The sequence below is a fragment of the Marinobacter sp. DUT-1 genome, assembly GCF_050379415.1.
Taxonomy (GTDB): Bacteria; Pseudomonadota; Gammaproteobacteria; order Pseudomonadales; family Oleiphilaceae; genus Marinobacter.
This window is the reverse complement of the sequence record NZ_JBNRLS010000002.1, coordinates 932,922-955,355: the sequence shown is the minus strand read 5'-3', so window position 1 is coordinate 955,355 and position 22,434 is coordinate 932,922. Positions and strand designations below refer to the sequence as shown.

The 22,434-nt window shown below is 53.7% G+C and carries 17 protein-coding genes; all 17 read left to right on the top strand.

Annotated features, from left to right (window positions below; translation table 11 throughout):
- Positions 1-38 precede the first annotated feature (38 nt).
- The 17 genes from tviB to ACQUTG_RS09890 all read left to right on the top strand — a co-directional run bounded on the left by tviB (position 39) and on the right by ACQUTG_RS09890 (position 22,275).
- Positions 39-1,301, top strand: coding sequence for a Vi polysaccharide biosynthesis UDP-N-acetylglucosamine C-6 dehydrogenase TviB (gene tviB, locus ACQUTG_RS09970; protein WP_428919236.1), 1,263 nt, complete (start codon positions 39-41; stop codon positions 1,299-1,301).
- Positions 1,298-2,422: a glycosyltransferase family 4 protein gene (locus ACQUTG_RS09965; protein WP_428919235.1), complete on the top strand. Its 1,125-nt coding sequence runs from the start codon at positions 1,298-1,300 to the stop codon at positions 2,420-2,422. Before tviB ends, ACQUTG_RS09965 begins: the two co-directional genes overlap by 4 nt.
- The gene (locus tag ACQUTG_RS09960; protein WP_428919234.1) at positions 2,419-3,015 is read left to right on the top strand and encodes a sugar transferase; all 597 of its coding nucleotides are present in this window, start codon (positions 2,419-2,421) and stop codon (positions 3,013-3,015) included. Before ACQUTG_RS09965 ends, ACQUTG_RS09960 begins: the two co-directional genes overlap by 4 nt.
- The gene (locus tag ACQUTG_RS09955; RefSeq protein WP_428919233.1) at positions 3,015-3,644 is read left to right on the top strand and encodes an acetyltransferase; all 630 of its coding nucleotides are present in this window, start codon (positions 3,015-3,017) and stop codon (positions 3,642-3,644) included. Before ACQUTG_RS09960 ends, ACQUTG_RS09955 begins: the two co-directional genes overlap by 1 nt.
- Before the next feature lie 134 nt (positions 3,645-3,778).
- The gene (locus ACQUTG_RS09950) at positions 3,779-4,990 is read left to right on the top strand and encodes a DegT/DnrJ/EryC1/StrS family aminotransferase (RefSeq protein ID WP_428919232.1); all 1,212 of its coding nucleotides are present in this window, start codon (positions 3,779-3,781) and stop codon (positions 4,988-4,990) included.
- 92 nt (positions 4,991-5,082) lie between these two features.
- Positions 5,083-7,020, top strand: coding sequence for a polysaccharide biosynthesis protein (locus ACQUTG_RS09945; RefSeq protein WP_428919231.1), 1,938 nt, complete (start codon positions 5,083-5,085; stop codon positions 7,018-7,020).
- A 228-nt stretch (positions 7,021-7,248) separates the two neighbouring features.
- Complete coding sequence (locus tag ACQUTG_RS09940; RefSeq protein WP_428919230.1) at positions 7,249-8,277, top strand: MraY family glycosyltransferase; 1,029 nt, start codon at positions 7,249-7,251, stop codon at positions 8,275-8,277.
- Positions 8,278-8,422: 145 nt separating this feature from the next.
- The gene (locus ACQUTG_RS09935; protein WP_428919229.1) at positions 8,423-9,385 is read left to right on the top strand and encodes a DHH family phosphoesterase; all 963 of its coding nucleotides are present in this window, start codon (positions 8,423-8,425) and stop codon (positions 9,383-9,385) included.
- A gap of 212 nt (positions 9,386-9,597) precedes the next feature.
- Positions 9,598-10,512 carry a sulfate adenylyltransferase subunit CysD gene (cysD, locus tag ACQUTG_RS09930; RefSeq protein WP_428919228.1) on the top strand — a complete coding sequence of 305 codons (915 nt, stop codon included), beginning with the start codon at positions 9,598-9,600 and terminating at the stop codon, positions 10,510-10,512.
- A gap of 159 nt (positions 10,513-10,671) precedes the next feature.
- Positions 10,672-12,084 (top strand): sulfate adenylyltransferase subunit CysN, encoded by a 1,413-nt coding sequence (gene cysN / locus ACQUTG_RS09925; RefSeq protein ID WP_428919227.1) that lies wholly within the window; start codon positions 10,672-10,674, stop codon positions 12,082-12,084.
- 86 nt (positions 12,085-12,170) lie between these two features.
- Positions 12,171-13,148 carry an NAD-dependent epimerase/dehydratase family protein gene (locus tag ACQUTG_RS09920; RefSeq protein WP_428919226.1) on the top strand — a complete coding sequence of 326 codons (978 nt, stop codon included), beginning with the start codon at positions 12,171-12,173 and terminating at the stop codon, positions 13,146-13,148.
- Between the two features lie 3 nt (positions 13,149-13,151).
- On the top strand, positions 13,152-14,279 hold the full coding sequence (locus ACQUTG_RS09915; RefSeq protein WP_428919225.1) for a glycosyltransferase: 1,128 nt from the start codon (positions 13,152-13,154) through the stop codon (positions 14,277-14,279).
- Between the two features lie 47 nt (positions 14,280-14,326).
- Positions 14,327-15,514 carry a class I SAM-dependent methyltransferase gene (locus ACQUTG_RS09910; protein ID WP_428919224.1) on the top strand — a complete coding sequence of 396 codons (1,188 nt, stop codon included), beginning with the start codon at positions 14,327-14,329 and terminating at the stop codon, positions 15,512-15,514.
- A 3-nt stretch (positions 15,515-15,517) separates the two neighbouring features.
- A complete protein-coding gene (locus ACQUTG_RS09905; RefSeq protein WP_428919223.1) occupies positions 15,518-18,430 on the top strand; it encodes a glycosyltransferase in 2,913 nt (970 codons plus the stop codon).
- Positions 18,427-19,614, top strand: a complete 1,188-nt coding sequence (locus ACQUTG_RS09900) for a glycosyltransferase family 4 protein (RefSeq protein ID WP_428919222.1) — start codon at positions 18,427-18,429, stop codon at positions 19,612-19,614. Before ACQUTG_RS09905 ends, ACQUTG_RS09900 begins: the two co-directional genes overlap by 4 nt.
- An 83-nt stretch (positions 19,615-19,697) precedes the next feature.
- Positions 19,698-20,999, top strand: coding sequence for a hypothetical protein (locus tag ACQUTG_RS09895; RefSeq protein WP_428919221.1), 1,302 nt, complete (start codon positions 19,698-19,700; stop codon positions 20,997-20,999).
- Positions 21,000-21,093: 94 nt separating this feature from the next.
- Positions 21,094-22,275, top strand: coding sequence for a hypothetical protein (locus ACQUTG_RS09890; protein WP_428919220.1), 1,182 nt, complete (start codon positions 21,094-21,096; stop codon positions 22,273-22,275).
- Positions 22,276-22,434 lie beyond the last annotated feature (159 nt).

Below are 22,434 nucleotides of genomic sequence, written 5' to 3'. Positions count from 1 at the left end.
CTCTTTTAATTTCAATCTAGTATGCACGGAAGTACTTTGTGAAAAAAATTGCTGTTATCGGCCTGGGTTACGTAGGCCTGCCACTCGCCGTAGCCTTGGGTGAAAAACGCCCGGTTGTGGGTTTTGATATCAACGCCAAGCGTATTGCCGAGCTGCAGAAAGGCGAGGATTTCACCCGCGAAGTTTCCGCCATAGAGCTGGCTGCCGCCTCCCATCTGTCGTTTACCGATTCCCTGGACGAGATCGCAGACTGCACGGTGTTCATCGTTACCGTGCCCACGCCCATTGATGACTACAAAGCCCCGGATCTCACGCCGCTGGTGAAGGCCAGCGAGAGCGTGGGCAATGTGCTCAAATCCGGCGATATTGTGATTTACGAATCCACCGTGTATCCAGGTGCAACGGAAGAGGTGTGTGTGCCGGTGCTGGAACGGGTGTCTGCCCTTAAGCTCAACGAGGATTTCTACGCCGGTTACAGCCCGGAGCGGATTAACCCGGGGGATAAGGAACACCGGGTAACCACCATCAAGAAGGTGACTTCCGGCTCAACCCTGGCCATTGCCGAGGAAGTGGATGCCCTGTACGCGGATATCATCACCGCCGGTACCCACAAGGCTAGCTCCATCAAAGTGGCGGAAGCGGCGAAGGTGATTGAGAACACCCAGCGGGATCTGAACATTGCGCTGATGAACGAGCTGGCGATGATCTTCGCTCGGCTGCGTATTGATACCCACGAAGTGCTGTCCGCCGCCGGCACTAAATGGAACTTCCTGCCGTTCAAGCCTGGCCTGGTAGGCGGCCACTGCATTGGGGTAGACCCGTACTACCTCACCCACAAAGCCCAGGCCATTGGCTACCACCCGGAAATCATCCTGGCCGGCCGCCGCACGAATGATGGGATGGGGCCTTATGTGGCTTCGGAACTGGTAAAAGCGATGATCAAAGCCGGCCACACCATCGCCGACGCCCGGGTGCTGGTAATGGGCTTTACCTTTAAGGAAAACTGCCCGGATTTACGCAATACCCGGGTGATTGATGTGGTCAAAGAACTGCAAGACTTCGGCTGTCAGGTGGATGTAACCGACTGCTGGGCAGATGGCGCCGAGGCGGAACATGAATACGGCATCAGCCTGGTGGATAAGCCGGAGCAGGGCAGCTTCAGCGGAGTGATTGTGGCGGTGCCGCACAAAGAATACGCGGCTATGAGTGCCGGTGATCTGCGGGGCTACCTGAAGGCGGATGGTGTGTTGTTTGACCTGAAGGGTTTGCTGCCCTTGGGTGAGGCGGATTTGCGGCTTTGAAGACGTTTTTGCTGATTGCCAGTTTTCCCGATTCGCTGATCAAGTTTCGCGGGCCGTTGTTGCGGGCTTTGGTGGCGAAGGGGTTGGATGTGCACGTGGCTGCACCGGATTTGGCTGATGTGCCGGATATCCGTTTCGAGCTGGAAGCGCTGTGCATTACCCTGCATGAAATTGGATTGACGCGCACTGGAACCAATCCAGTGGTGGATCTAGGCACGGTAGCGGAGCTTTGGGGATTGATGCGTCGCATTCGGGCGGATTATGTGCTGGGGTATACCATTAAGCCGGTGATCTATGGCTCTTTGGCGGCGTGGCTTGCGGGTGTTCCGAACCGGTTTGCGCTTGTTACCGGCCTGGGTTATGCCTTTACAGGTGAAGCTTCAGGCAAGCGAGGCCTACTACGAAAACTGATTCAGCGGTTGTACCGGTTCGGGCTTTCTCAAAGCCGTAAGGTGTTCTTCCAGAACCCGGATGACGAGGCGTTATTTCGGCAGCAGGGGTTGCTACCAGTCAGTATTCCGTCGTGTATGGTTAATGGTTCTGGTGTAGATGTCGCGGATTATTCGTTGGCACCTCTGCCCGCGGAACCTTCGTTTCTGCTGATTGCCCGTTTGTTGGGCGACAAGGGGGTGCGGGAGTATGCCCAGGCGGCCAAAATGGTGAAAGCCCAGCACCCGAATGCAGTGTTCCGCCTGGTCGGCTGGATAGACGGCAACCCGGATGCCATTAGTCAGCAGGAACTGGATGAATGGGTGAACTCGGGGACGCTGAAGTTTCTCGGCAAACTGGCAGATGTACGCCCAGCCATTGCCAACTCCAATGTGTATGTGCTGCCTTCCTATCGCGAAGGCACACCCCGCACCGTGCTGGAATCCATGGCTATGGGGCGGCCGGTGATCACTACGGATGCACCGGGGTGTAGGGAAACTGTAGTGCATGGTGATAACGGTTTTCTGGTGCCGGTTCAGGCGGTTAATGAATTGGCTGAGGCAATGATTCGATTCATCGAAGATCCTGAGCTTGTGAATCGCATGGGTGAGCGCTCCAGACAGATTGCAGAACAGAAGTATGACGTGCACAAGGTAAATGAATTCATGTTGGGTGAAATGGGGATTCAGTGATCAAACGTATTCTTGATGTACTGGCAGCGGCCACTGCGCTGATGGTTTTGTGGCCGCTGATTGCCATGGTTGCCTTGCTGATCTGGCTCAAACTTGGTTCCCCTGTGTTCTTCCATCAGACCCGTCCGGGCAAAGATGGCGAGCCGTTTCAGATGGTCAAATTTCGGACCATGCTGGACGCCATCGACAAACACGGTAGCCCACTGCCCGATGATGAGCGCATGACTCCGTTTGGGAGCTTTCTGCGCTCCACCAGCCTGGATGAGCTGCCGGAACTCTGGAATGTACTCAAGGGTGATATGAGCCTGGTTGGTCCCCGACCGTTGTTGATGGAATACCTGTCACTGTATTCGAAAGAACAGTTCCGCCGCCACGAAGTTCGCCCGGGAGTAACTGGCTGGGCGCAGGTGAATGGGCGTAATGCAATTTCGTGGGAAGACAAGTTCCGGCTGGATGTCTGGTATGTGGACAATCAGTCGCTTTGGCTGGATTTGAAGATTCTGTTCCTGACTGTGAAGAAGGTTTTGGTTCGGGATGGGATTAGTGGAGACGGTGAGGTGACGATGTCGAAGTTCACCGGGAGTAAGGATTGATGCGCCTCGCCATTCTTGGTGCCAGTGGCCATGGAAAGGTTGTGGCGGATGCTGCCGAGCTTGCTGGTTGGGGTGAGGTGGTTTTCTTTGATGATGCCTGGCCCGGCTTGAAAGAGAATGGTCCCTGGCGTGTGGTGGGTGATACTTCTGCGTTGCTGGCCGATCTTGCGTCTTTCGATGGTGTGGTGGTTGCGATTGGTAATAACCGGATTCGCCAGGCTAAGCAGCAGACTTTGTTAGCGGCAGGCGCTGAGCTCTGTTCGGTTATTCATCCTTCTGCGGTTATTAGTGCCCATGCCACGGTTGGCGCTGGGACGGTGGTCTTTGCCAATGCGGTCATCAATGCCTGCGCCTCTGTTGGTAAGGGTTGTATCGTGAATACGGGGGCTGTGGTTGAGCACGATTGCCATGTGGATGATTTCAGTCACATCAGTCCCAATGCTGCTTTGGCGGGCGGCGTAAAGCTTGGCGCTCTCACTTGGATTGGCGGATGTGCTTCGGTGCGGCAGCTGGTTGAGGTTGGTAAAAGTGCCACTGTTGGTATGGGGGCGGTTGTGATTAAAGATGTGCCCGCAGGTGTTACGGTTGCTGGGAATCCGGCTCGGGTGCTTGAGCCTCATAAAGATTAAAAGCCGAAAATGGAGTCTGACCCCGTTTGGGGTCAGACCCCGACCTTAAATCCTAGTCCGTGCTTTGCTTGCAGCGTCTCGCGATAAAGGCAAACCCTCGCTTCAAATTTCAGAAACGAAAAAATCGAGTAATCATGTTAAACGGACCTTTCTCCCCGTGGCCTTCCTTTACCGAGGAAGAGGCTAACGCAGTACGTGATGTTCTGCTTTCCAATAAGGTGAACTACTGGACCGGCGAGGAATGCCGGAAATTTGAGCGGGAGTTCTCTGCTTTTGCAGAGTCCGAATACGCAATTGCCTTGGCCAACGGCACTTTGGCCCTCGATCTGGCATTGAAAGCGCTGGGCATTGGTGAGGGTGATGAGGTGGTGGTTACTCCCAGAACTTTCCTGGCGTCGGCATCTAGCATTGTGACCGCTGGCGCGGTGCCGGTCTTTGCAGACGTCGATCCGGATTCCCAGAACATCACCCCCGAATCCGTGCGCAAGGTCATTACGCCTCGAACTCGTGCCATTGTCTGCGTACACCTCGCGGGCTGGCCATGTGATATGGATGGGTTTATGGCGCTGGCGGAGGAGTTCGGGTTGTCTGTGATTGAAGACTGTGCCCAGGCCCATGGTGCCCGATATAAGGGGCGGTCTGTGGGTTCGATTGGCCATGTGGGCTGCTGGTCGTTCTGCCAGGACAAGATCATGACCACTGGCGGGGAAGGGGGCATGGTGACGACCAATGACCGGGAATTGTGGTCAAAGATGTGGTCTTACAAAGATCACGGCAAGAGCTGGGATGCGGTGTATGATCGTGATCACGAACCTGGTTTCCGGTGGTTGCATGAGAGTTTTGGCACCAACTGGCGGATGACGGAGATGCAGGGAGTCATTGGGCGGATTCAGTTGAAGCGGATGCCGAAGTGGTTTGCCCGCCGGAAAGCCAACCAGAATGCCATCTGGGAAACGGCCCGGGAGTTGAAGGGACTGCGGGTGCCGGAGTTTCAGGGGTTCTGTTCCGGGTGTGAATGTAAACTCGATGTAACTACGGCATGTGAGCATGCGGGCTATAAGTGTTATGTATTTGTGAAACCGGAAGAGCTTCAGTCTGGCTGGGACCGGGACCGGATTATTGAGGAACTGGTAGAGCGTGGGGTGCCGTGTTTTTCCGGATCTTGCTCCGAGGTTTATCTCGAGAAGGCGTTTGATGGCACTGGATATCGGCCAAAGGAGCCTTTGCCAGTCGCCAGGGAATTGGGGGAGACCAGTCTGATGTTTCTGGTGCATCCTACTCTCAAGGACGAGGAGATTGTAAAAACTTGTCAGGTGTTGCGTGAAGTGGTGGCGTTAGCAACGTAACAATCTGTCCTCATAGGCGGGTCTGTGACATGATTCACAAACTTTTAGAAGCGTCTGTTATGTGCCTTGTGCGCAATTGAGATGGAACTCTGATGATTAATGCCTTTCTGAATCTTCCCCGCTTTTACAAGCGGATTATTTCCGTTGCCTCTGATGTGGTGGTGCTTACGCTCGCGCTTTGGGTTTCGTTTGGCCTGAGGTTTGTCGAGTTCTGGGTGCCGTCGCTTGAGCATGTCATGGTGTTTGTAGCCACTGTCGTCACCACAGTGATGATTTTCGGGCGAATGGGGTTGTACCGGGCCGTGGTACGTTTTCTGAACGACCGGGCCTTCATGACCATTGTGGGATGCGTGGTTGCGTCTTCGATTGCTTTGGTTGTCTACGGGTACTTCTTTCAGGTGCAGGTGCCTAGGACTGTGCCCGTGGTTTATGGAGCGCTGGCATTTATCTTTGTAGCTGGCTCCCGAATGGGGGTGCGGTTGCTGGTGCAGGCACCTGTCCAGCGTAACAAGATTCGGGTGGCGATTATTGGCACCGGAGATACCGGGCGCCAGCTGGCTTCGGCGTTGTCCCATGGTACGGAGTATCGACCGGTTCTGTTCATCACGGCTAATTCCGCCAATCACCGCGCAACCATTAATGGAATTCCGGTGTTTGATATCCGGCATATTCAGAAAGGTGTGGCCCGTTACGATGTAAACCGGGTGCTGCTCGCCCTGGACGAAGATTCCCTGGGCGACCGCAGGGCAATCCTCGAGAAGCTTGAACCGGTGAATGTACCTGTGCAGACCGTCCCGAGCGTCTCCGAACTGGTGGCGGGTAAAGCCCGGATTAATGACATCAGGGATCTGGAGATTGAGGATTTGCTCGGCAGGGAGCCAGTGCGCCCGGATCCAAAGCTTGTGGAGGCAACCCTTCAGGGCAAGTCAGTGATGGTCACTGGTGCCGGCGGTTCCATTGGTTCTGAGCTGTGCCGGCAAATCCTGCGACACAAGCCCAAGCGGTTAGTTCTGTTCGAGCAGTCGGAGTACGCGCTGTACGCCATTGAGCGTGAACTCAAATCCTCTAACAGAGTCGGCGCTTACGGCGTTGAGTTGCACCCCATATTGGGCAGCGTGACTCATCGCCGGCGCTGTGAAGCGGTGATGAAGGCGTTTGAGACCGATATTGTTTATCACGCTGCGGCTTACAAGCATGTGCCTCTGGTTGAGCACAACATCATCGAGGGTGTGCAGAACAACGTTTTCGGTACGTGGCATGCCGCCGAAGCAGCCGTAGCAGCCGGTGTTGGGCGGTTTGTTCTGGTCTCGACGGACAAAGCCGTGCGCCCTACCAATGTGATGGGGGCCAGTAAACGATTGGCCGAGTTGGTGCTTCAAGGCTTGGCTGGGCGCCAGAATGGCACGGTTTTCTCCATGGTGCGTTTTGGTAACGTGCTGGGGTCCTCCGGTTCCGTTGTGCCCCTTTTCCGGGACCAGATTCGCGATGGCGGGCCGGTGACGGTTACCCACCCGGATATCATTCGCTACTTCATGACCATTCCGGAAGCCAGCCAGCTGGTACTCCAGGCGGGGGCCATGGGGCAGGGTGGTGAAGTGTTTGTGCTGGATATGGGTGAACCGGTGAAGATTGCCGATCTGGCGCGGAAGATGATCCGTCTCATGGGCCTGACTGAGAAAACCGAAGAGAATCCCGCCGGAGATATCGAGATCACTTACACCGGCTTACGCCCGGGAGAGAAGCTGTTTGAGGAGCTGCTGATTGGCGATGATCCCCAATGGACTTCACACCCCCGAGTCATGATGGCGCGCGAGGTTGCGTTGGAATGGGAAGATGTCTCCAAGCTTCTGGATCGGCTTGCCCTGGCTAGCCAGAATTTTGATTGTGAGCGGATTCTGGAGCTGATTGATTCGGCGCCGACCGGGTATTCGCCGAATGGGGATTTGGCGGATCTGGTTTGGTGTCATCGGATCAAGAGTGTTGGTGGGAGTCGTGATGGGGATGACGGCAAGATTCGGGTGATTTATTGACGTCTCTGTGGGCGCAGGCGTGAAGTTGGGGTCAGATGAAGGCTTTCATCTGACCCCTTTTTCTGCTCCCATGTTTCCGTTTGTTACGAAGTGGATAGGTTTTCATGACAAATTGATCTTTTAATGTGGTAGCCTCAACGCCGCGCGAGTTTGCAAAAGTCAGTAAAATTTGGTGACTTCTGCAAGTTCGAGCGGCGTTTTTGTTGATACCAAATTGGGTGCGGGACTTTGGCAACGTCGATATTGATTGGGTATTTTTTGCTGATCGCGGTGGCGAGCTGCGGGTTGACCTATGGCCTGCGCAAATGGGCGCTCAGCCGAAAAGCCTTGGTCGAGCCTTCCGAACGATGCTCCCATACTGTCCCAACGCCTCACGGTGGCGGCATCGCGATTGGTGTTCTTGCCTTGGCCCTGACTGTTCCTTTTGCAATTTCCAACTGGGTCCCGGATTTATCCATGGCGGCAATGCTGACGTTGGGCCTCGTTATGTTGGCAGTTGGTGTTTGGGACGATTTCGGGGATCTTCCCGCAAAGCTCAGGCTGGGCGTGCATCTTGTGGTCGTGGTGCTCGGTATGCTGGCGATTCCTACCCTACCAGTATTCTCGGTTCTCGACTTTGAGGTAGACAGTTCCTCTGCATTCGTACTTTGGCCGATCCTGGTGCTGGGATGGGCCTGGCTGATCAACCTGTATAACTTTATGGATGGTATCGATGGCCTCGCGGCGGTGCAGGCCATTGTGGTGCTTGGTGGAATGGCCTTGAACTTTGCCATCTGGGGACCACAAACCTGGACCTGGATCTGTTTGTTGACGCTGGCATCGGTTCTGGGGTTTGTCATTTGGAACTGGCCACCTGCGCGGATTTTCATGGGTGATGGTGGTAGTGGGTTTTTAGGCTTTGCATTGGGTTTTCTGATGCTACTGTCAGCGTCCACAACTACCGTCAGCATGTGGAGCTGGATCATCCTGCTAACGCTGTTTATTGCTGACGCCACGACCACGTTACTGGTACGGCTATTTACCGGTCAGAATGTGCTTCAGGCACATCGTTTACATGCTTATCAGAAATTGGCCCAGCGCGCCGGGAGTCACTTACCTGTGACGTCCGGATATGGCCTCGTAATGCTGGTTGTGCTTCTCCCCGGGTCTATGTTGGCTAATGCAGTGCCGGGCTCCGGGCTTTTGGTGTTTTCGGTGCTGTTCGGTTTGTTTTCGTTTATTGCCTTTAAGTTGGGGGCTGGGCGGCAGCAGGCTTGAAGCAGGGGGCAGAAGAAAGGTTTCTTGTGCCCCCCCCCGGTTGGCGGCAACTTCTGAGTAAGGCTTGAAAATGGGGTCAGATGAAAGCGTTCATCTGACCCCTTCTTTATGGCGACTTCTTTAGACTCTCGAATTTTGGAAAGTTATGCAGATTTACGACGTATTCAACGGAGATGCCGACGGCATCTGTGCCCTGATCCAGCTACGCTTGGCCGAGCCGGCTGAGAGCACTCTGATTACCGGAGTGAAGCGGGACATCGCCCTGGCCAAACAGGTGCCAACTTCGGAGCCTGTGCAGGCGAATATCCTGGATGTCAGCCTGGAGAAAAACCGGGAGGCGGTGGAAGCGCTGTTGGAGGCCGGTTCCTCGGTGTTTTATGTGGATCACCATTTTCCCGGCGATGAATTGCCGGATCATCCCGGATTCACAGCGCTCATCGATACCCAGCCCACAACGTGCACCAGTCTCCTTGTTGATCAGCACCTGAACGGTCGGTTTCATAATTGGGCCATTGTTGCGGCGTTTGGCGACAACCTGAATGCGGTGGGTGAGGATCTGGCTGGCAAGGCCGGTTTGAGCGCGGAGCAGACTGAATCGTTGAAGATGTTGGGTATTTGCATTAACTACAACGGTTACGGCTCTTCGCTGGAGGACCTGCATTTTCATCCGGCCGATCTTTACCGGGAATTCGTGAAGTTCCCGGATCCGCTGGAGCTGATCGCTTCGGAGCCGGTCGCTTGGAAGCAGCTCCGGGATGGATATGAAAAGGATATGGCCGAAGGACTTGCGGCGCCGGTTTTGAAAGAGACCGCAACCTCTCTCGTGGTCAAACTGCCCGACGAGGCCTGGGCCCGGCGGGTGAGTGGCGTGCTGGGGAATGAGTTGGCGAACCGCAATCCGGACAAGGCATGCGCGATTGTGACTGAGAAGGCGGATGGCAGCTATCTTGTGAGCATTCGCGCGCCACTCAATAACCGCTCCGGTGCCGATGAAGTGGCCCGGCAATTCCCGACTGGCGGTGGCCGTAAGGCGGCGGCCGGGATCAATGCGTTGCCCGGTGAGCAGTTGGATGGCTTTCTTGATACAATGGCGGGATTTTGGGCGTGAAGTAGAACGGGGTCAGATGAAGGTTTTCATCAGATCCCAGTGCACGGGCCTGACCTTGCCCCAGGGGGCTGAAGAACTTGTTCTTCTGACCCCGAGTTAGATTCGGGCACCAAAGCCGACGCCAGACGACGAATTTGAAAATGGGGTCAGATGAACGCTTTAATCTGGCTCCCTCTTAGAATCAGAACCCGAGTTAATTTCCAGGATCTGCAATGACCTTGACACCCCCCAGAAAAACCCACCTCAAGCAACTTGAAGCGGAATCGATTCACATCATTCGCGAGGTGGCCGCCGAGTTCGATAACCCGGTGATGCTCTATTCCATCGGCAAGGATTCCGCAGTCATGCTGCATCTGGCGATGAAAGCCTTCGCTCCCGGCAAGCCGCCGTTCCCGCTGATGCACGTGGACACCACCTGGAAATTCCGGGAGATGATCGAGTTCCGGGACAGGATGGCCGAGATGCTGGGGTTGAAGCTGATTGTTCACACGAATGAAGAGGGTGTGAAGCAGGGCATTGGTCCTTTCACCCACGGCAGTGCCAAGCACACCGATGTCATGAAGACCCAGGCTTTGAAGCAGGCGCTGGATAAATACGGATTCGATGCCGCCTTTGGCGGCGCCCGCCGTGATGAAGAGAAGTCCCGGGCCAAGGAGCGGGTGTATTCTTTCCGTGACAAGTTCCATCGGTGGGATCCCAAGAACCAGCGCCCGGAGCTGTGGAATCTGTATAACGGTAAGGTGAATAAAGGCGAGAGCATTCGCGTATTTCCGCTCTCCAACTGGACGGAGCTGGATATCTGGCAGTACATCTACCTTGAGAACATCGATATTGTTCCGCTGTACTATGCTGCTGAGCGGCCGGTGGTTGAACGCGATGGCACCTTGATCATGGTGGATGATGACCGCATGCCACTCGAGCCCGGTGAGAAGCCCGAAATGAAGATGGTGCGGTTCCGTACCCTGGGCTGTTATCCGTTGACTGGTGCCGTGGAGTCCGAGGCCGCGACACTGCCGGATATTATTCAGGAGATGCTGCTGACGAAGACCTCCGAACGGCAAGGGCGGGTAATTGACCATGACTCGGCGGCCTCCATGGAGCAGAAGAAGCGGGAAGGGTATTTCTAGGTAGCCCTCAGGGGTCTGAAGAACTTCGTTCTTCAGACCCCAAGCTCAAGGCAGGCTCCCGAGTTGAAATCATGAAAGTGGGGTCAGAAGAACAAGTTCTTCAGACCCCGCAGGGGCACAGACCCCGTGTTCACACCAGACATCCGAGTTGAAATTAAAATGTCCCACGCATCTGAACTGATCGAATCCGACATCCTCCAGTACCTGGACCAGCACGAAAACAAGGACCTGCTCCGCTTCCTGACCTGCGGCAGCGTTGATGACGGCAAGTCCACCCTCATTGGTCGCCTGCTGTTCGATTCCAAGCTGATTTTCGAAGACCACCTCGCCGCCCTGCACAAGGACAGCGAGCGCATGGGGAACGCCGGGGAGGCGCTGGATCTGGCGTTGTTGGTGGACGGCCTGGCTTCCGAGCGGGAGCAGGGCATTACTATTGATGTTGCCTACCGTTACTTCTCCACCGATAAGCGCAAGTTCATCATTGCCGATTGCCCGGGGCACGAGCAGTACACGCGCAACATGGCCACCGGTGCTTCCACCTGTGAGCTGGCGGTGGTGATGATTGATGCCCGGAAGGGGGTGCTGACCCAGTCTCGCCGGCACAGCTTTATTGTGAGCCTGCTGGGCCTGAAGCATGTGGTGGTGGCCATCAACAAGATGGATCTTGTGGATTTCAGTGAGGAGCGTTTTAACGAGATCCGGGCTGAATACGACAAGCTGGCCGATCAGCTTGGGCTAAAGGATGTTTACTATGTGCCCATTTCGGCCCTGAACGGTGACAACGTGGTTAACCGTAGCGAGAACACGCCCTGGTACCACGGTGAAACCCTGATGAATATTCTGGAGCAGGTAGAGGTTCGGGAAGACCAGAACGTGACCGATTTCCGCCTGCCGGTGCAGTATGTCAATCGCCCGAACCTGGATTTCCGGGGCTATTGCGGCACCATCGCCAGCGGTGTGGTTCACAAAGGTGATGAAGTGGCGGTGTTGCCGTCCGGCAAGACCTCCAAAGTGGCCGGTATTCACACCTACGAAGGTGAGATTGAACGCGCCTGGCCCGGTGATGCCGTTACGATCACCCTGGAAGATGAGGTGGATATCTCCCGCGGCGATCTTTTGGTGCACGCCAACAGCCAGCCGGCGCTCGGAAATCGTTTCGCCGCCCACATCGTGTGGATGAACGAAAACGCTTTGGTGCCGGGCCGTGAGTATGGCATCAAGATTGGTACCAAAGTTACCAACTGCTACGTGAACAAGGTGCTTGAGGAAGTGGATGTAAATACCCTCGAGCGCAATGCCAATGTTGATAGTGGCTTGGAACTCAATGCCATTGGGCTGTGTGATGTCGAATTGGCGGAATCCGTGGTGGTCGAGGATTACCTGCATCACTTTGGAACCGGGAACTTCATCCTCATCGACAAGATGACCAACGTGACTGTGGCCGCCGGTATGGTGGAGCGGGCGCTGGATGCTTCGGGTGAAATGCCGAAGCGGGAATATAGCGAGGCTGAGCGGAATCTGAACAAGTTTATTCGGGAGAATTATCCCGAGTGGGGATGTAAGGCCATCTAAATCCCTCTTTGGGCAACAGGAGCCCCCCTCCATTCGGCATTGGCTGGGTGGGGCGGGGCATTTTTAGTGTGTGGGCAGTGGTTGAAATGGCGTCAAGACATTCCGCAAGACAAGGAGTGGTTGCAGTAACCGGGGCGACTGGTTTTATTGGCCGCTTTCTTGTCCAGTCCCTGGTTGGGTCTGGCTTTCAGGTCAGAGCCCTTGCGAGGAGTGCCTGCCGCGGAGTGGACAGTTACGGGTACGGTGATTTGGCAGACAGCCCGAACTGGAACGATGCGCTCTCGGGTGTCGATGCGGTTATACATTGTGCCGCCGTGGCCCATCAGCCCCTGAATGAGGATCCATCCTTGACTGACCGGATTTATAGGGTAAATCGGGATGCGGTCCGTTCTTTGGCCGATGCCTGTGTTAAACAGGAGGTTCGAAGGCTCATCTTCCTGAGTAGTGTGAAGGTCTACGGGGAAAGTTCGCCTCCTGGCGAACCTTTCCGGGAAACAGATCCGCCCTCGCCAAAAGATGACTACGGGCTCAGCAAAGCTCAGGCAGAGGAACTCCTACGTGGCTTTGCGGGGAGTGAGATTGAAATCTGCGCCCTCCGATTGCCCCTCGTTTATGGTCCGGGAAACAAGGCTAATTTCAGAAAGTTGCAGAAGCTTGCGACGTCATCGCTCCCTTTACCCCTCGCGAGCGTGCGTAACCGCAGGAGCTTCCTTGCACTGGTCAATCTGGCCACTGTGATTAAAGCCCTTCTGGACATGAAGTCCTGGCCATTTTTCGAGTTGAATGTTGCAGACCCTCAGGCGGTCTCGGTTTCCCAGCTGATCACCTATTTGGCGGAAGCCAACGGCGAGCGCGCCTGGCTGTTTCCTTGTCCGGTGTCACTTCTACTGTTTATCGGCCGAATCATTGGGGCTGAGGGCACTATTGAGAAGCTCACGGGAGACATGGAAATTAGTGTGAACCTTTTGAAACAAGCAGTTCCTGAGCTCCGGCTGTTGTCCACCGAACAGGCTTTGAAGTCAGATGCTCTCCCTGCCCGTTCCAACAACAGCGGGGGCTTCTAAACGATGCGCGTACTGCAGTTCTACCGAACCTACTTGCCGGAAACCCATGGTGGGGTTGAGGAAGCCATTCACCAGATCTGTCTGGCAACCGGCAAATTAGGTGTAGAGCAGCGGGTGCTGACTCTTGCCAATGTGCCGGAGGTAGAGACACTGGACCTGCCCGAGGGAAAGGTGATTCGGGTGCCAGTCCAGATTGAGCCAGCCTCGTGTTCCATGGGGGCGGGAGCTTTTCGGGCGTATCGGGAGCAGGCGGCCTGGGCAGATCTGATCCATATTCATTACCCCTGGCCCTTTGCAGATCTCGTTCATCTTCTGTCCGGCTGTAACAAGCCGGTATTGGTGACCTATCATTCGGACATTATTCGGCAGACGGCCCTGGAGAAGCTTTATGCGCCTTTGCGTTGGCTGTTCTTCAGGAAGGTTTCCAGGTTCGTTGCGACATCGCCGAAGTACGTTGAAACCAGTCAGCTGCTTCGCAAGCTGCACAAGCCCGTCGATGTCATTCCACTTGGCCTCGCCCCTGAAAGTTACGAACGGCCCAGCCAGGAAGCGTTGGAGGCAGTGGAACGGGAGTACGGAGATGGGTTCTTCTTGTTCATTGGAGTACTCCGTTACTACAAAGGGTTGCGTTACCTGGTCGAGGCAGCGGCCCGGACAGGGCTGAATGTGGTTATTGCCGGTCATGGCCCGGAAGAAGCGGCGTTGAAACGGCAAGCGAGGGATCAGGGTGCAGACTGCGTCCGCTTTGCAGGGTTTGTCAGTAACGACATCAAACAAGCTCTCATGGCGCGCGCAAAAGCAATTGTGTTTCCTTCGTGCGAGCGTTCTGAAGCATTCGGAGTGACCTTGTTGGAGGGGCAGATGCATGGGTTACCGCTTATCACTTGTGACATCGGTACAGGTACCTCCTATGTCAACCAACATGGACAAACCGGCTTGGTGGTTCCGCCCAGTGATGTGGCTGCACTGGCAGTCGCGATGAAACAGATAAACGAAGCTCCCGAGCTTGCGCGCAAGATGGGTGAAGCGGGCCGCGTCCGGTTTACCAATGAATTTTCCGGGGAGTTGGTCGGAAAACGATACATGAAAGTTTACCGTCAATTGCTGGGCCGGGACCTGCCGAAAGAATAATCCGAACCGCGTTGGTGCAGACAAATGGAGGCCTTGGAGCAAGCAAAATGGGTTCTGAATTTTACAGCGCATTTGAGGAGCGATTCAGGGGCGATCGGTCTGAAATCAAGCGACGCCTGACCGTTTATCTGCCTTTTATCAAGCCTCTTCTACAGCTGAATCCGGAGAGCTTTGCGGTGGATCTCGGCTGTGGTCGGGGCGAGTGGCTGGAGCTGGTGCTTGAAAACGGGTTTAAGGCGCAGGGGGTTGACCTTGACGAAGGGATGCTTGAGGACTGCGAATCGCGTGAATTGCCGGCTCGTCAGCAAGACGCGCTGGAGTTTTTGAGGGAGCTGGACGACGCGAGTGTCGGGGTGGTGTCTGGTTTTCATGTGGCTGAGCATGTTCCTTTTCCATATTTGCAGGACCTGATAAAAGAGGCGTTTAGAGTTCTTCGGCCGGGGGGCGTTTTGATTCTGGAAACACCGAACCCGGAAAACGTCACTGTGGGCTCACATAAATTTTATATGGATCCGACCCACCGGCAGCCGATCCCAGGGGAGCTTCTGAAGTTTGTTGCTGATCATTGCGGTTTCGCCCGTTCAAGAATCCTCCGCCTCAATGAACCGAAATCAGATGGTGTTAACGAGGATCTGCGCCTGATCGACGTCCTCGAGGGCGTGAGTCCGGACTATGCCGTCGTGGCCCAGAAAAAAGCGCCTGTGAATGAAATGGTTGCTTTCGATGTGCCCTTTGCTATGGAGACCGGCATGTCCCTCGATGGGGCTGCCAATCGATATGATGACGAGCTCCGGAACCGGTTAGAGGCGGTATCGCAAGAGCTGGACAAGATGCGAGAGCAATGTGTCTCTAAAACTGAGCATTTGGCGAAGATAGCTCAATTGGAAAAACGGATCGGCGAATTAGAAGCCGCCAGGAGCGCTTCTTTTCTCAAGTCACTACTCCGTCCCGTTGCACGGTGGGTCATTGGGAAGGCGCTGACTGCTGGCTGGAAAAGAAAGGCTTTTGAGAGAGCTTTGGCGAGATTTCCGGTGTTACGGGGACACATTCTGGCGTTTGCCCGGAATCAGGGTTTACCGGGAGCATCGTTCCCTCAAGGACTGACACCCCTGGATGAGCTTGGGCTGAAACACTCTGTCACGCCAGAGTTGAGCGAGATGTCAGAGTCCGAAAGAGTCTTCTACGCGGAAGTTATTGACCGTCAGGACCGTTCTAAAAACAAGAAAGGCCTTTGAGATATGCGATTGTTAATTGATGCATCCGGTCTCCAACGCGAGTTAGCGGCTTCGTCTGAGGAACAAGCAAGCTTATTGAAAGCGTTGGATCGTCTGCTTCATAGCCTTGTGGATGAAGATTTGCGGGTTGCGCTAAGAGGGGATTTTCCGGACGAAGCAATCCAAATCAGGAAGATGGTTTCGCACGGCATTGATGCCAGCAAGATAGTGACTTGCGCTATGCCGGAGAATGTTTCCCCTGGGACAGCTGATCAGTGGTACCGAGGATTTCTGGGCTACCTTGGGGCTGATCTTATCGTTGATTTCGAGACAATCAGGGCTGTTCCGCCTGCTGATTTATCAGCGAAATTGATTGAGCTTGCAGAGGGCCGAGTTCAGCCGGCTTCGGCCCAAAAAATCGCCTTTGTGTCGCCGCTTCCTCCTTCCCGAACCGGCATAGCGGACTACAGCGCGGAACTTTTGCGGGAATTATGCGAGCGTTTTTCCGTTGAAGTTGTTGTCGATCAGGACGAAGTATCTGACCCGTTCATCAGGCAGCATTGTCAGGTGAGGTCTGCCAAATGGTTGGTCGACAATCAGCATGACTATGACAGCATTATTTACCACATTGGCAATTCCGCGTTCCATGCCTATCAAATGCCCTTGATCAGGCGAGCGCCCGGTATCGTTGTTCTACATGATTTTTTCCTGGGGGATTTACAGTTCGCCCGGCAGCAGGCAGAGCCCTCAATACCTTTTTTGTGGCGATCGGTGTATCGCTCCGACGGCTACCCGGCTCTGGTTGGCAAGAGTGAGAACAGGCCTGCAGAGCTTATCCGTGATTATCCTGCCAATTACGATGTGGCGCGTTATTCCAGAGGAGTGATCGTCCACTCGGATTTTTCTCGCCAACTTTTTAAACAGCAGTACCCGGCGATTGATCGGCGAAAGGTCCATGTTATTCCTCATCTTCGTCAACCTGAGGTCAAAAGATCCAGAGACGAGGCTCGTGCGCGCCTCGGCTTGTCAGAGGGGGATTTTCTCACATGTACCTTTGGGGTTGTCGGTCCGAACAAGCTTGCGCTTGAGTTGCTTGAGGCATGGCAAGCGTCCAGGTTATCTGCAAGGCCCGGGTCAAAACTTGCTTTTGTCGGAGAGGCCGGGGGGCTCTACGGAGAGGAGCTGAGAAAACGAATTGATATTGGTGCTTCCCCGGAAAGTGTCTGGATTACCGGGTGGGCCGAGACCGAACTCTTTCATGATTATCTGGCGGCTGCTGACCTGGCGGTCCAGTTGCGCGCGAATTCCAGGGGCGAGACCTCCGGGACGATTCTGGACTGCATGAACTATTCCGTGCCGACGATTGTGAATGCAAATGGCTCAATGTCCGAGCTGCCATCCGAATGTGTCTACATGCTCAGAGATAAGTTCGATAATGCTGAGTTGGTAGAAGCTCTCGATGCCATAGCCATGCGGCCCGAACTCGCACGGTGTCTGTCTGAGCAAGGCAGGCAGGCGATCCTCGAGTATTACTGCCCAAGACTTTGTGCGGAAAAATACGCGTCAGTAATAGCCGGATCAGTCGCAAGTGGACCGTCCACGCCAAATGAAATTGTCCACAATGCCATCTCTTCAGAAAAAGCGCAGGGCGATGATAATTGCGCCAGAGAAATTTTCAGAGCGGCTGCTCTTACTTTCGGCGGTACTCAGATACAGAGAACGGTTCATGTGGATGTTACGGCGACGGCAGCAACAGAGCTTAAAACCGGGATCGAACGAGTTGCGAGAGCCCTCCTGCGGGAGATGGCTTCGTATGGCAGGGAGGGCGTTCGCGTAGAGGCAGTCACTCTGCGCAAGACCGCCTGTGGTTGGCGTTATTGTTATGCGCGAAGATTCACGAGCGAGCTGCTAGGAATAACCGGGCTCGATCTTGACGATTCACCGATGGAGCCCGCAGCTGGAGATTGCCTGGTTGCGCTTGATGTTGCAGGACAACCTGTCATCGAGGCTGAACGCCAGGGTGTTTACAAAAATCTCAGGGCCAATGGAGTGCAAGTCACTTTCCTCGTTCACGATATCCTTCCTCTGATGCAACCGGAGGTATTCCCGCCGGATGCGGGGACAGGATTCAAACAATGGCTTAATGCCGTGGGAGGGGCGGCCGATCAGATTATAGGCGTGACTAAAACCGTTTCTGATAACGTTCAGAGCTGGATGATGCGGGAAACGCCAGGAAAAAATCCCCCGCCCGAGTTTTTCTGGTCACACCACGGGGCAGATTTTTCCGCTTCGCCCTTTGATAGCGAAACCAGAGCCAGTGACTTACTTCAATTTCCGACTGAGTCATCTGCTCCGGTATTTCTTATGGTGGGGACGATTGAGCCCCGCAAGCGCTATGACTTGGCTTTGGATCTGTTCGATGAGCTATGGCATAGCGGCGAAGATCTGATATTGGTCATCGTTGGCAAGGAAGGTTGGCAGGATCAGCCCGATGACAAGAGGCGCAATATCCCTTCTCTCGTGGAGCGTCTCCGAAACCATCCGCAGCAGGGTAAGCGACTGTTCTGGTTTAATGGGATTGGAGACCAGGCGTTGAGCGAGCTGTACCGGCGTGCGAGCGCTCTACTGGCTCTCTCTGACGATGAGGGCTTCGGGCTCCCCCTTATTGAGGCCTCTCAAAGGGAGCTGCCCGTTATTGCCCGGGATATAGAGGTTTTCAGAGAGGTTGCCGGAGACGGAGCGTGGTTTCTGAGCTGCGCTTCCAGACTGGGCGAACCAGCGGAAGCCGATATTTCGGAAATGGCGTCACAACTGCAAGATTGGTTAGTTCTCTATGCTCGTAATGAGCATCCTGACCCCAGGGCTATGCGTTGGAAGACATGGCGGGAATCTGCGGATTGTCTGATGTCGATTGTACTGAATGAGAAGAAGGTATGAGTTCTCGCTTATTGATTGGCCTTGATTCTTTGGTCGCACCTCGAACTGGTATCGGGTATTACACTGAGCATTTGATTTCCGAGTTGATGGCTAGTGGGTGTACATACCGAATAGAGGGAATCTTTCATGGTCGACTGCTCGACATTAATGAGATGTCAGCGTTGATCGATCAACCTGAGTCTATCGGACCGCCCGGGAATAGTGGTGAGGGCGGCGAGAATTCACTGAAAAGGAGACTTGTAAGCGGCCTGAAGCCAGTGATCAGGTCTATCCCGGGGGCGTATCAGGCTCGGCAATATCTCAGGAATGTTCGATTTCGCCGAGGCCTGGGTGATACAGAAAACTGTCTGTACCACGAACCGAACTACATTCCGCTCGATGTACCATGCCCCACGGTTTTGACGGTCCATGATATGTCCCATATCCGGCACCCTGAATACCACCCGCGTGAGCGAGTGGCTTACCTGAACAAGTACCTTCCGGGTGCAGTGAGAAATGCGAGGCACATTATTACAGTCAGTGAGTTCACCCGCCGCGAACTCTGCCATTTTTTTCCTGAGGCAGAAAGCAAAACCACCGCGATTCACCTGGGCGTTGACGACATATTCCGGGTTAGAAGCGCTGCTGAAACCGAAAACGTGCTCGCCGAATGGGGGTTGGAGCACGGTGGCTACATATTCTCTGCAGCGACACTCGAGCCTCGCAAGAACCTGGCAGGCCTGGTTCGGGCATACAGCTCTTTGCCTTCAGCTCTGAAAAGGGCCTTTCCTCTGGTATTGGCGGGCGGCGAAGGGTGGAAAAACCAGGAACTCAAATCTTTGCTGGCGCGCCAGGACAATAAAGATTGCCGGATCATTCTGACGGGCCGGCTGCCAAGGAGTTCACTGGCCGCACTGATGTCTGGTGCAAGGTTATTTGTTTATCCTTCTTTTTACGAGGGGTTTGGTCTGCCAATTGCTGAGGCGCGTGCATCTGGAGTCCCTGTGATGACTAGTGATAGAGGAGCCACAAAAGAGGTTGCGGGGAAAGATGCGGCGCTGATAGACCCTGAAGATTTCGGTGATGCTCTTCAAAAAGCGCTCGATACGGAGGCTCGACCTATTGAAGTGTATCGTTACTCGTGGGCTGACACCGCGAGAAAGACAGCAGAAATCTATCGGTGTGCCTTTGCCGAGATAGTATAAATTTTTCAGGAGGTGGCTGGCCGAAATCGGGCCATCTCTCAACGGATTAACCCTATTGCCGCACTATAAGGGTGGAGTAGTTTGTGACTGTTAAAAAGCGAATTGTTATACATATTGGTACCGAGAAAACGGGTACGACGACATTACAAAAAAACCTTTTGGACAATGTAGCGCAGTTGAAAACCCAGGGTGTTCTTTACTTACACGGTGATGACCTGATCAATAGCCGGGATATCGCCGCGGCCATGCTCCCGGATTCGCAGGAGGACGACTATCTTAATTCTTTGGGTATAGGGACAAATGTCGAAGGCCGAAGCCGATTTCGCGAAAAAATCTATGACAAGCTCAAACGAGACATCGAACAAGCTGGGGATAAAATTCATACGATTATCATCTCCAGTGAGCACTTCCATTCACGGTTAAGAGACGAGTCTTCGGTCCTGAAGCTTAAAAAGTGGTTGGAGCCATTCTCCGATCAATTCACGGTTTTTTGTTATCTGCGTCGCCAAGTCGATATGGTCACATCATTTTACTCGACTCTGCTGAAGGGGGGAGGGATCAAATCTTTTGACGACGTGATGGACACCATGCTTAGAGAGGATAACCATTACTGCAACTATCAGATGATGCTGGAGAAGTGGGGCAATGTCTTTTCAGAATCCTCTATGCGAGTAAAGCGGTTCGACCGGTCAGAGCTTTTGAACGGTAATATCATCGATGATTTTCTTTCAGATATTGGCGTTGACAAAAATTGCATCGAACACAGCACTGATTCGGTGAACGAGTCCCTCACCCATTTCGGCCAATTCATCTTGAGAGAGATGAATTTAATGGATAAGGCAAGAGCTGATCGCAGCGGGAAGGTTGAAGGTTTGTTGTCACGGATCCTGCGACTTTTGAGAGTGAGGGCCACGAGGTCGAGGCTTGAGACGCTCACTCTGGACAGAGATCGCAAGCGAATTCGTAAGCAAGTGATCGAGGCGTTTCGTGGCAAGGGGCAGCAGCCGACCGCCGACGAGGCAGCGATGTATCAATCCCGTTTTGATGAATCCAATGAAGCAGTCAGGAAACTTTGGTTTCCTGAGGATCCCTTCCTGTTCTCGAACGATTTCAAGGGTGATACCTGTCGCCAGCTGTCTGAGGAACAGGAAAGTGCCCTGTCCTATGCGATCAATTACTTCCAGTTCGGTGGACAGGGTGCGTCAGAATTTACCAAATATGATAATTGTGTTGAGGCTTTGAAAGAGGCCTCACATGTGATGGAAGAGCGGGATCTTGTAAAAGCGCGTAAAGTTTTGACCGTAGCAAAAGCGATCCGTCCGGGCGGTCCTGCGATAAACCAGAGATTGGCGGCCATAGATCAGTTAATCCGGAATGCGAAATAGGAGTGATCCACTGAGTTCCTGGAATTGGATCTGTAAAGCTCTTGAAATTTTAGCGATTGGAAGTTGCGCTGATTAAATAGGGTAAGGGTATTTCGTGTCTGAAAAAGTGGTGTTTTTACACATAGGTCTGGACAAAACTGGTAGTACGGCCATTCAGCAGAGCTGTGCACTCCTAAGTGAGGAGCTATTGGGGTATGGTTATTACTGGATACCGACAAGGCAGGTCCACCATGGCTTTGTAAGTCGTGCTGTCAAGCAAGGTGACAAGGCGGTTCTGAACGATTTAAGAAGGACGATTAGTACGTCTGACGCGAAGTGCCATTTGCTTAGCTTTGAGGGGTTTTATCGCTACGGACAGCGTCACATCGAGACTTTACTGTCGGCATTTAAAGGGTTTTCGGTTCAGGTAATCATCTACCTCAGGCAGCGCCCAGACAAGATGAGCTCTGGGCTTGGCCAGCGACTGAAGTTTGAAAGTGGAGCCAACCCGGCTCTGGTTAAAGACCTATACCAAAAGCAAGATTATCACAGCATCTTCAAGCCCGAGGTTTTCGATTACCCGTCCATCGTCAAACGCTGGGAGGACGGTCTCGCCAATTTTGGGAACAGCCAGATGCACATAGGTATCTATGAAAAAGAATCTCTACGGCGCGGAGATCTTCTGGTCGATTTCTATACAAAGATAGGCTTGAAAGATTCTGAAATTGATCATCTGCTTTCACGCTATGAGGCTAAAAGGTCGGGAGAGGGTCAGGTTAACCCCAGTTTGTCATTGGCAGCCCAGGATATGATGGCGCTTTGCTCTATGCTGACTAACGACATCGTGAAGCTCAGAAAAGTTAAGGCACTGATACAGGAATCTGATAACAAAGAAGAAAAAAATCAATCCAGGGTTCCCGAAGAGTTCTTGAGAGAGATGGACGAGAGGTTCAAAGCCGATGATGAGGCTTTGGCAAAGAAGTACTTTGCGCGCGATCAACTCTTTTTGGGCGAGACTAAATTCAGACATGCAGAGGCCTCGGAAAAAACCTTTTTCCATATAGGTAACCATCTGTTGTCCAATGCTGATCAGTTCGAAGATCTCTCGGACGATAAATCAGGTTTCGACAGCTATGTTGAAACCTTGAGGCAGTCAGCTCTGCTCCTCGAAAAAACGGACCTGAAGCAGGCCCTGGGGCTTATGAAGTTGGCGGCGGAAATCAGGCCTAATGGGCCCTTTATCAGGGGTAAGATCAGAGAGTATCAAGAAAAAATTGCGCAAAGCATTAATAGATAACCGCAGTGGAGTGGTCCACCTGCTCTGATTGCGCTGGGAGACATGCGGTTTCTCGGCGAAAACAACAACTACTGAAACTAGACTTTTCAAAAAAACGCTGGCTGGAATGACATGGAGTAAAGGTCACTTCCGTCAATGATAAATGGAGAAGCTTTAATG